The following is a 2,650-nucleotide window of genomic DNA, read 5'->3' as shown; positions in this document are numbered from 1 at the left end:
CTTTGATGAGCATTGATCAATGAGAACGATCAAGCCAATCGAGCTATTAGTACCGGTAAGCTTCACACATTGCTGCGCTTCCACACCCGGCCTATCAACGTGGTCGTCTTCCACGGCTCTGATAGGGAATACTCGTTTTCAGGTTGGTTTCCCGCTTAGATGCCTTCAGCGGTTATCCATTCCATATGTAGCTACCCTGCTATGCCCTTGGCAGGACAACAGGTCCACCAGAGATATGTCCATCCCGGTCCTCTCGTACTAGGGACAGATCCTGTCAATATTCCTACACCCACGGCAGATAGGGACCGAACTGTCTCACGACGTTCTGAACCCAGCTCACGTACCGCTTTAATTGGCGAACAGCCAAACCCTTGGGACCTGCTCCAGCCCCAGGATGCGATGAGCCGACATCGAGGTGCCAAACAACCCCGTCGATATGGACTCTTGGGGGTCATCAGCCTGTTATCCCCGGCGTACCTTTTATCCGTTGAGCGATGGCCCTTCCACACGGGACCACCGGATCACTATGACCGACTTTCGTCTCTGCTCGACTTGTCAGTCTCGCAGTCAGGCGGGCTTATGCCATTGCACTCGACGACCGATTTCCGACCGGTCTGAGCCCACCATCGCGCGCCTCCGTTACTCTTTCGGAGGCGACCGCCCCAGTCAAACTACCCACCATACACTGTCCCGGATCCGGATAACGGACCGCGGTTAGACATCCATGACGATAAGGGTGGTATTTCAAGGATGGCTCCACGGAAACTGGCGTCCCCGCTTCAAAGCCTACCACCTATCCTACACATGCCGACACGAATGCCAGTGTAAAGCTATAGTAAAGGTGCACGGGGTCTTTCCGTCTGACCGCAGGAACCCCGCATCTTCACGGGGAATTCAATTTCACTGAGTCTATGTTGGAGACAGCGGGGAAGTCGTTACGCCATTCGTGCAGGTCGGAACTTACCCGACAAGGAATTTCGCTACCTTAGGACCGTTATAGTTACGGCCGCCGTTTACTGGGGCTTCGATTCAAAGCTTGCACCTCTCCTCTTAACCTTCCAGCACCGGGCAGGCGTCAGACCCTATACGTCGTCTTGCGACTTCGCAGAGCCCTGTGTTTTTGATAAACAGTCGCTACCCCCTGGTCTGTGCCACCCCATCATACTTGCGTAAAATGGGGTCACGCTTCTTCCGAAGTTACGCGTGCAATTTGCCGAGTTCCTTCAACATAGTTCTCTCAAGCGCCTTGGTATACTCTACCTGACCACCTGTGTCGGTTTCGGGTACGGTCTATACGGTGGAGCTATTTCCTGGAACCGCGTCCCTGCAAGATCAATCCAATAAGACCTTACAAGTTGAGCAATCCGTCACTACCACCAGGCCCACGAATATTAACGTGGTTCCCATCGACTACGCGTTTCCGCCTCGCCTTAGGGGCCGGCTAACCCTGCTCAGATTAACTTTAAGCAGGAACCCTTGGTCTTTCGGCGAGAGGGTCTCTCACCCTCTTTATCGTTACTCATGTCAACATTCGCACTTCCGATATCTCCAGGACCCCTCACAGGTATCCCTTCACAGACTTACGGAACGCTCCGCTACCACGTGCATTACTGCACATCCTCAGCTTCGGTGCATGGCTTCAGCCCCGTTACATTTTCGGCGCAAAGACCCTTATTTAGACCAGTGAGCTGTTACGCTTTCTTTAAATGATGGCTGCTTCTAAGCCAACATCCTGGTTGTTTTGGGATCCTCACATCCTTTCCCACTTAGCCATGACTTGGGGACCTTAGCTGGAGGTCAGGGTTGTTGCCCTTTTCACGACGGACGTTAGCACCCGCCGTGTGTCTGCCGAGTAGTACTCCCGGGTATTCGGAGTTTGGTTAGGATCAGTAAGACGGTGAGTCCCCATAGCCCATCCAGTGCTCTACCCCCCGGGGTATTCGCTCGACGCTCTACCTAAATAGATTTCGCGGAGAACCAGCTATTTCCGAGTTTGATTGGCCTTTCACCCCTAGCCACAAGTCATCCCAATCTATTGCAACAGATGCGGGTTCGGTCCTCCAGTTGGTGTTACCCAACCTTCAACCTGCTCATGGCTAGATCACTCGGTTTCGGGTCTAATGCAACAAACTAATTCGCCCTATTCAGACTCGCTTTCGCTTCGCCTACACCTACCGGCTTAAGCTTGCTTGTTACACTAAGTCGTTGACCCATTATACAAAAGGTACGCCGTCACCCTTGCGGGCTCCGACTGTTTGTAGGCATCCGGTTTCAGGTTCTATTTCACTCCCCTTGTCGGGGTGCTTTTCACCTTTCCCTCACGGTACTTGTTCGCTATCGGTCATGCACGAGTACTTAGGCTTGGAGAGTGGTCTCCCCATGTTCAGACAGGGTTTCACGTGCCCCGCCCTACTCTAGGACAATGAGTGTTCTACGCGTACGGGGCTATCACCCGCTACGGCCCAACTTTCCAGAAGGTTCCACTTTATTCCTCATTGCCACTGGCCTGGTCCGCGTTCGCTCGCCACTACTTGCGGAGTCTCGGTTGATGTCCTTTCCTGCAGGTACTTAGATGTTTCAGTTCCCTGCGTTCGCTTCTTACACCCTATTTTATTCAGGTGCAGATACCTTATCACAATGCTTGGAAACC

The 2,650-nt window shown here is 52.9% G+C and carries 1 rRNA gene; it reads right to left on the bottom strand.

Annotated elements, in window-relative coordinates:
- Positions 1 to 25: 25 nt before the first annotated feature.
- Positions 26 to 2,650 (bottom strand): 23S ribosomal RNA (locus A6U87_RS21700); the annotation flags it as partial.

Origin of the sequence: Rhizobium sp. AC44/96 (assembly GCF_001692185.1) — a bacterium.
Taxonomy (GTDB): Bacteria; Pseudomonadota; Alphaproteobacteria; order Rhizobiales; family Rhizobiaceae; genus Rhizobium.
This window is presented reverse-complemented; position numbering and strand designations above follow the sequence as displayed.